The sequence below is a fragment of the Rhizobium tibeticum genome (genome assembly GCF_900110205.1).
Taxonomy (GTDB): domain Bacteria; phylum Pseudomonadota; class Alphaproteobacteria; order Rhizobiales; family Rhizobiaceae; genus Rhizobium; species Rhizobium tibeticum.
This window is the reverse complement of sequence record NZ_FOCV01000047.1, coordinates 22,782-30,532: the sequence shown is the minus strand read 5'-3', so window position 1 is coordinate 30,532 and position 7,751 is coordinate 22,782. Positions and strand designations below refer to the sequence as shown.

7 protein-coding genes are annotated in these 7,751 nt (G+C 58.9%); 1 reads left to right on the top strand and 6 read right to left on the bottom strand.

The features are described from left to right. Window positions 1–1,065: 1,065 nt before the first annotated feature. Complete coding sequence (locus BSG20_RS30680; protein ID WP_072381434.1) at window positions 1,066–1,269, bottom strand: hypothetical protein; 204 nt, start codon at window positions 1,267–1,269, stop codon at window positions 1,066–1,068. Window positions 1,270–1,439: 170 nt separating this feature from the next. Continuing rightward, window positions 1,440–2,168, bottom strand: a complete 729-nt coding sequence (locus BSG20_RS30675; protein WP_072381436.1) for a response regulator — start codon at window positions 2,166–2,168, stop codon at window positions 1,440–1,442. Window positions 2,169–2,414: 246 nt separating this feature from the next. Here BSG20_RS30675 and BSG20_RS30670 point away from each other — a divergent pair, with 246 nt between their 5' ends. Further along, window positions 2,415–3,077: a Crp/Fnr family transcriptional regulator gene (locus BSG20_RS30670; RefSeq protein ID WP_072381438.1), complete on the top strand. Its 663-nt coding sequence runs from the start codon at window positions 2,415–2,417 to the stop codon at window positions 3,075–3,077. Window positions 3,078–3,121: 44 nt separating this feature from the next. Here BSG20_RS30670 and ccoS read toward each other — a convergent pair whose 3' ends face one another. The 4 genes from ccoS to ccoG are packed head-to-tail and all read right to left on the bottom strand — an operon-like array spanning window position 3,122 to window position 7,636. Next, the gene (gene ccoS, locus BSG20_RS30665; RefSeq protein ID WP_063828742.1) at window positions 3,122–3,280 is read right to left on the bottom strand and encodes a cbb3-type cytochrome oxidase assembly protein CcoS; all 159 of its coding nucleotides are present in this window, start codon (window positions 3,278–3,280) and stop codon (window positions 3,122–3,124) included. Continuing rightward, window positions 3,277–5,568, bottom strand: coding sequence for a cation-translocating P-type ATPase (locus BSG20_RS30660; RefSeq protein WP_072381440.1), 2,292 nt, complete (start codon window positions 5,566–5,568; stop codon window positions 3,277–3,279). Before BSG20_RS30660 ends, ccoS begins: the two co-directional genes overlap by 4 nt. Beyond that, window positions 5,565–6,062: a FixH family protein gene (locus BSG20_RS30655; protein WP_072381442.1), complete on the bottom strand. Its 498-nt coding sequence runs from the start codon at window positions 6,060–6,062 to the stop codon at window positions 5,565–5,567. The genes BSG20_RS30660 and BSG20_RS30655 overlap by 4 nt, the downstream gene beginning before the upstream one ends. Further along, on the bottom strand, window positions 6,059–7,636 hold the full coding sequence (gene ccoG, locus BSG20_RS30650; RefSeq protein ID WP_072381474.1) for a cytochrome c oxidase accessory protein CcoG: 1,578 nt from the start codon (window positions 7,634–7,636) through the stop codon (window positions 6,059–6,061). The genes BSG20_RS30655 and ccoG overlap by 4 nt, the downstream gene beginning before the upstream one ends. Window positions 7,637–7,751 lie beyond the last annotated feature (115 nt).

Here is a 7,751-nt window from a genome sequence, read left to right as displayed (position 1 = left end):
TAGCGATTGCCCTGGCCAACAAGATGGCGCGTGGTATCTGGGCCATGCTGACGAAGCAGATGGATTACCGGAATCCGGCGACAGTGCCTGCATGAAGCGGAGCACTTGAAGCCGGTCTATGGGAGACGTGAGGAAGACAAGAACTGCATGGGCAAATGATCGATAAGATCGGGGTCAGCAAACCAGAATGACGCTTCGAGCTTCGAGCTCGCTTTCAAGATTCGGACCTGACTCGCGTATCACCATACCGGCCCGCGGCACTTCAAGGACCGCATATAAAGGCCTTACACAAGACCGCACTCGATCACGTGTTCAAAAGTTTTAAATCTTGCTTGCAAAACGGCTGGCATCCACACAAGGTTTCACCGGCAGCCGTAACGAATGGAGTTCGGAGGCGGTTAAGGAAGGCCTGTTCGGGCGTGCTGCGCCCGTGCTCGCAAAGACTGTCAACTGGACCGAGATCAAAGGCGACCGCCGGGAAGAGATTGGACGTTACACTGCAAAGAGAGCTCCCTGCGGTGCATAATTCACGATGACGAGCTCTTCGTCACCGCCACGCCCCAGCTGGTTGTCGCGCGAGGTCACGTGCCTTTACGACATCGATAACAGGTGGAGTGCTCCTATGGATGATGTCGACGCAGCCTCTCAGCAATCTCGCCGAGGAGCTCGGGTGGAAGCTGTTCGAGCCATTGGTCCAGTTGTGCCATTGTTTGGGTGAGTCTCACACCAGAGGCGACAGATGCGCCAAAAGAGCGGCCGGGGTTGGTGATGGGTTACTCGGCGTTGTCACCAAAACCAATCGAAAAGGGCGTTCAGCTTATCGCAGCAGCTCTTAGCGCCGTGATAGGCTCGGGCTGAGAAGTCAGACCGGTTCACAGAAACACCCACCACCGCCTTACCGCCGCAACGCCCTCGCGTTCAGTCAACTCGATTACGAACATGCTGGTAAACTGGCAATGTTGGCGAGGCGAGTGCCGAAGATTCCTGGTTTTAAAGCACGATGGTTTTAACAATCAAGTTAAGTAGACCGTCGTCCCGGTTTAGATGATCGTCACGTGCTCTCGCCTACCTGCGCAGACGCTGCGCCGTCAGCCGATCGGCGACGTCCTTGGCGTTCTCTCGTCGTGCTTGGCCGGCACCGTGTCGGCGACGAACTCCCGGCTTCAGGCCGAAAACCTGCCTTCGGTCACCACCCCCTGCCCTTCGTGAGAACAGATCGGGCAGGATGCCGGTATATTTGACCTTCACCGCATCGCCGCCGCCGATCACCGTCAGGCGCTTCTGCTGAGCGTCATTCTGCCTCCCGCAATGCTGAATTCGCGCCCGAGCGCAATCACCTGCTTGCAATGTTCTTATAGGAGTGGTCCCCTTCACAAGGATATGCTTCGATCGCGACCGACATTGACGGTCGTCAAATAAATCTGCTGCTGAGATCGCCGTTAGTAGCCGCCACCGGTAAACACGTAGCCGATGCCGCGGACGGACTGAATGATCGTCGGGTACTTGGGATCCTCCTCGATTTTCCGGCGCAGCCTGGCAATTTGCGCGTCGATCGTTCGATCAAACGCTTCGAGGCTGCGGCTGCGCGTGAGGTCCATCAGCGTTTCGCGCGACAGCACCCGGCCGGCGTTGCGCGCAAAGACGAGAAGCATATCAAACTCACCGGTTGTCAGCGGCGTGTCTTGTCCGGAAGGGTCCGTCAGCTTGCGCCGGTGGATGTGAAGTTGCCATCCATCGAATTGCAGGACGCCCTCGTCCGCAGCCTGATGCCCGGCCGGGCGCCCGGCAGGCTGGCGGCGACGCAAGACGGTTCTCAGACGGGCAAGAACCTCCCGAAGGTGGAATGGCTTGGCGATGTAATCATCTGCTCCGACTTCGAGGCCTACGATCTTGTCGGTCACATCGTCGCGGCCGGTCAGCATAAGAATCGGCACGTCCGAATTCGCGCGGACTTCCCGCACCAATTGAAGGCCGTTTTGCCCGCCAGGCAAAACCAGATCGAGGAAAATCGCTGTAAAATCTGTTTTTGCGAGCTCAGTGTGCATGGCAGTCCCGTCGGCGACGGCCGTGACGCGATATCCTTCGTCTTCGAAATAGCGGATCAGCAGCTGCCGAATCCGGGCGTCGTCATCGACGACCAAAATATGCTCGGATTGCTTTTCCGTCATTTCTACATTCCCCAAGGGTTTTCCAAGAAGACGCTCGCGAACCGCCAGTTGCTCGCTTCATTATCGAATTTCTCCGGAAATGGGAACAAAACAGTCGCACTTCTCCCAAAAGAATGGCAAAGCGGCTCGCAAGGGCTGCGAAAAGTCCAGTTTTCCGTGCTTTCTCCCGCCCGAGTTGATCAAAATCAAACATGATTTTGCCTGCGGCGAGCTAAATCAGGCTTGGCATTCAACGAGGGTAGGAAAATGTCCGTCGAGACATCCGTATTGGCGCGTTCAAAACTCTTTGCCGGGTTAGGCAGCGACACTGCCAACAGGCTGCTCAAGCTGGCTGACATCATCAGGTTCGAGCCTCGCGATTTCATCATCCGGGAAGGCCAAAGAGCAGACTCGTTCTTTTGCGTTCTCCAAGGCTATGTTCGTTTGTTCAAGACGAATGAGATGGGACGCGCTGCAGATATCAGGATCGGTGAACCGCGCGACACCTTCGCCGAGTGTCTAATCGGCGGTGGTGGTATCTATCCCTACAATGTTCAGGCGGCAGATCACGCTGTGCTAGCACGCTTTACTATCGACGGCGTAAGACGCCTGGCGGAAGAGGACCGAGCTCTGGACAGGAATATCATGCAGCTGATGGCCGACCATCTGCTTGCGACGATGGAACGCGTGGCCAGTGACCGTCTGCAAACGGCCACTCAGCGGGTTGCCAACTATCTCTTAAGCGAATGTTCGGCAGGAAAACCAAGCGAAACCGTTCGTCTCCCCTACCAAAAGAGCCTGCTCGCCGGCAAGCTCGGCCTTGCTCCTGAAGCACTTTCGCGCGCATTCGGTGCGCTCAAGGAAGCGGGCGTCACTGTCAAAGGCCGAACGGTGCGCATCGACGATATCGCGGCTCTGCGCCAGATGTAGCAGCCGGTGGCAACGATCCGCCGCTCCTGGCAATCGTCATACCCTTACGGCCGGGGCGTCTTTTCATCCTCGTCATCGAGAATGCGCCATGACGCGCCCTCGAGATCGTCATATTGGCCGTTCTTCAGAGACCACAGGAAACCAAAAAGGCCCAATCCCCCCATGAAGAGCGCGATCGGAATGAGGTAAATCAACATGTTCATGGCGAAACGACCTCCACGGCGGAATGCTTCGTATTACGGATCGAATGCCGCTTGCCAGGGACCTTCGCCCTGTCGTTCAGACGCAAGGCATTTGCAACGACGATGAGCGACGATGTCGACATCGCCACGGCCGCGACCAGAGGCGTCGCATAGCCCGCGATTGCGATCGGTACGGCGATGATGTTGTAGCCGATCGCCAGCGCGAAATTCTGCCGGATGAACCGAGCCGCCTGGCGCGACATGGAGATCGCCTCAGGCACGGCCTCAAGACTATCGTGCATGAAGACCAGGCCTGCGGCCTGCCGCCCGACATCTGCCGCCGCCGCCGGTGCCATCGACACATGAGCCACCGAGAGCGCCGGTGCGTCGTTGATCCCGTCACCGACCATCAGGACGCGATGGCCGAGCTTGCCCAGACGTTCGCATTCCTCCATCTTTCCCCGGGGCGTCAATCCTGCGAGCCAGCGATCGATATTGAGCGTCTTGGCTGTCGCCTCGACGACGCAATCCCGGTCGCCTGACATCACAATCGCGGCAAACCCTTGACCCGCAAGGCTCTCGATGGCGCCATCGGCACCTGGCCGCAGCGAATCCTCGAAATAAAAGCGTGCAAGCTCGATCCCGTCCTTCGATAGGACGACCTCGGAGAAGGCGTCGCTCTTTTGTGCGCCTCGCGGACTTCCCGGGCAAGCGAAGGCCGCATTGCCGAGACGGTAGATTCCCGTCCCGCTTTCCGCTTCCAGTCCAGCGCCCGGGATCTCCTCGACTCCATCAAATGCCAGGGTCTTTGATCCTGCGCCGCGCAAAAGTGCCTGTGACAATGGATGCCGGGAATGAGCCGCCAGGCCGGCGGCAATGGCCAGTTCGCGAGGACCGGCATGCGTGTGGTAAGCGAGACGCGGCTGACCCATCGTCAAGGTTCCGGTCTTGTCGAATGCAACCATATCGATCTCGGCCAGTCGTTCCATGGCTGAGCCGTCTTTGACCATGATGCCCCGCCGGAACAGGGTCCCGGCGGCCACGACCTGAACAATGGGCACCGCCAGGCCCAGCGCGCAGGGGCAGGTGATGATCAAGACGGCGACGGCCACCAGCATCGCTTGCTTCCAGTCGCCGCCCATCAGACCCCAGCCGAGAAAGGACATCAGTGCGAGGAGATGAACGGCCGGCGAGTAGTAGCTCGCGGCGCGATCGGCGATGCGCCGGTAGCGGGCGCGGGCGCCTTCTGCGGCTTCCATCAGGCCGATGATCTCGGCAAGCAACGAGTTTCTTGCAGTCGCCGTTGCCTTGATCATCAACGATCCCGTCAGGTTCATCGCACCGGACTTCAGTTCGCTTCCCGTCGATACCGCGATCGGAATGCTCTCGCCCGTGACGATCGAAAGGTCGATCTCGCTCTTGCCGGTAACGACGGTGGCATCGACCGGAATACGTTCGCCGGCCGGCACGGCGATCAGATCGCCGACACTGATTTCGTCCAACGGCACATAACGCTTGGGGGAATCCGGGTTGATCAGAATCGCGCCTCGCGGGGCAAGCCGCGCCAGGCCGGTGATTGCCGCACGTGCCTTGTCGCGCATGACGTGATCGAGTGTGCGGCCAATCAACAGGAAAAACAGTAGGGATACGGATGCATCGAACCAGGCGTGCTCTCCATGATGGATCGTTTCCCAGAGCGACATCGAATAAGAAAGCGTCACGGCGAGCGAAGTCGGCACATCCATATTGGTGCGGCCGTGCTTCAAAGCGTTCCATGCGGATTGGTAGAAGAAACGTCCGGCATAGATCAGCGTGGGCGCCGCGATCATTGCCGATATCCAATGAAACATGTCGCGCGTTGCAGCCTCCGCCCCGGACCAGATCGAGACGGAAAGCAGCATGATGTTTGCCGCCGCAAAGCCCGAGACGCCGACTGCCAGCAGCAGTTGATTGCGAACACGATCATCGTCGCTCAAGTAAGCCGTGAACAAATGCGCTTGATAGCCGCAGCCCGCAATTGCAGACAAAATGCCGGCTGGACTGACCGGCTTGCCGTTCATCTCCTCGTACCATACGCAGCTCACGCGCTTTGCCGTCAGGTTCACCCGCGCGCTCTTGACATATGGCAACTTTGTCAGCGCCTTTTCGATCGTCGATATGCAGGCACCGCAGTGGACGCCTGGAACGCTGAAATCCGATTGCCTGAGACCGGCGCCCAGAGGCTGGCTGGCAAGCAGCGCCTCCTCGGCGCTGATCACGGTTCTGCTCAGTGACAGCACGCCTTCGGCATCCATCGTGCAGCATGTCATTGGACGACCCCCGCGATATTGATCCTGAGGGCCTCGTGCATCACGGTCGTGCCCTCGTCCTTGGAAATGACTTCAACGATCCAATCGCCCGACAGGACGCGGTGGCGCGCTTCGAAATGGCCGTCACCGCTCTTCGATAATCGAATGACGAAATCCTCGTGGTCGCCGACCGGCCGCTTGATATGCGCCGTGACCGCGTCAGCGGCGGCTGGCGAACCGTCGAGATTGCGCAGCGTATAGACAATCAGTCCGTCTTGAAGCGCGAGTTCGCCAGAAACGCCGCTCGTGGCCATAGTGCGTATTGCCTGCGCCTTCTTGTTGAATTCCTGGCTCGCGACATAGGTATTTTCCACCACAAGGCCGCTCCAGCTCGACGTGGCATACCAGGCCATCGTCATGTTGACGGAAATGATGATGCCGAAGAAGGCGAGCATGATGAAAAGCATGTGGCGGCCGGTAAAGCCTTTGCCGTTGGTGATCTGGTAGTGGCTCATTTCCTGGCTCCTGGCGCATTGAAGGCGGCTTTGTAGACCGAGCGATCCGTGCCGGCCGGGTCGTCGGCCACGAAGAGAAATTCGCTGACGGCACTGGAGGCATTCTTGCTTGTGACGAAGACCTTGAGCGCCATTGCCGTGTCGGGCTTCGTGTCAATCATGAACTGCCGGCCTTCCCCTTCCGACAGTTCCGGAATCCTCATCGTCGCGCTGTCCATTCCTTCGAGATGCAACGCAATCGTGCGGGGCTGCGGCAGCATGTTGAGAATGCGCAGCGTGTAGCCGTTGCGGATCGAGCCGTCTGATTCAAGAACGAACTGAGGGTTTCGATCGTGCACGACGTTGAGGTCAAGCCGCTCTCGCAGTGCGAGATGGACGAGCATGCCGATGCCAACTGCTGCCCAGACAGCTGCATAAAAGACCACGCGCGGCCTGAAGATGACGCGCCAGTTGAAATGCCGGATTGCGGCGATGAAGTTTCCGTCATCATCGCGAACGCGCTGAGGCTGCACGCCGGTCTTTCCGTTGTCGGTGGCACGCGCCATGTTGGCGGCATATTCGCTTAGCGTTGCATAGGCGATGAGGCCGCGCGGCTTGTTCAGCTTGTCCATGACGCCATCGCAGGCATCGATGCAAAGCGCGCAGGTGATGCACTCCATTTGCTGTCCGTCGCGAATATCGATGCCCATCGGACAGACGGCCACGCAGGCATTGCAATCGACGCAGTCGCCAACGACCTTGCCCGAGAGGACCGCCTTCTTGGCATGGCGGGAGCGCGGTTCGCCCCGCCAGTCGTTGTAGGTGACGACGAGGGAGTTTTCGTCGATCATGGCGCCCTGGATCCGGGGCCACGGACACATGTATGTGCAGACCTGTTCGCGCATCAGGCCGCCGAGCACATAGGTGGTCGCGGTAAGCGTTGCGACGGTTGCATAGGCAACGGCCGGTGCCTGGCCCGTCAAGAAACTGAGCGCCAATGTTGGCGCGTCAGCAAAGTAAAAAATCCATGCGCCGCCAGTTGCTGCACCGATGCCGAGCCAGATCGCGTGCTTGGCGACGCGCTTCAATAGTTTGCCAGTGCTCCATGGCGCATTGTCGAGTTTGATCCGTGCGTTGCGGTCGCCCTCGATGGCGCGCTCGATGACAAGAAACAGATCGACCCATACCGTCTGGGGACAAGCATAGCCGCACCATGCTCGCCCGACCGCGGACGTCACCAGAAATAAGCCAAAGCCCGCCATGACCAGCAGGCCCGCCACGTAAAAGAACTCCTGCGGCCAAATCTCGATGAAGAAAAAGAAGAAGCGCCGCGAGGACAGGTCGATCAGGATCGCCTGGTCAGGCGCGAAAGGACCTCTGTCCCACCGCAGCCATGGTGAGAGATAGTAAATCCCAAGCGTGATCAGCATCACCATCCATTTGAAGCGGCGGAAGCGGCCTTCCGCCCGCTTGGGGAAAACTTTCTTGCGTGCGGCATAAAGAGGCTGACGATTGCGCGCCGCGTTGACCGGTTCCACCTGAAGATGTTCGACCGTGTTCTTGTCGCGTGGACCAGGGGTGGTGTAGAGATTCATGGTCAGCATCCATCATTGATGACCCCTTGTCGCATTCCGCAGCGCCGCCTTCCTTGACGTAGGTCAAGAAGCAGGCCAGCCGACACCAACGGCGCAGATGCAAAAAAGCCACGCC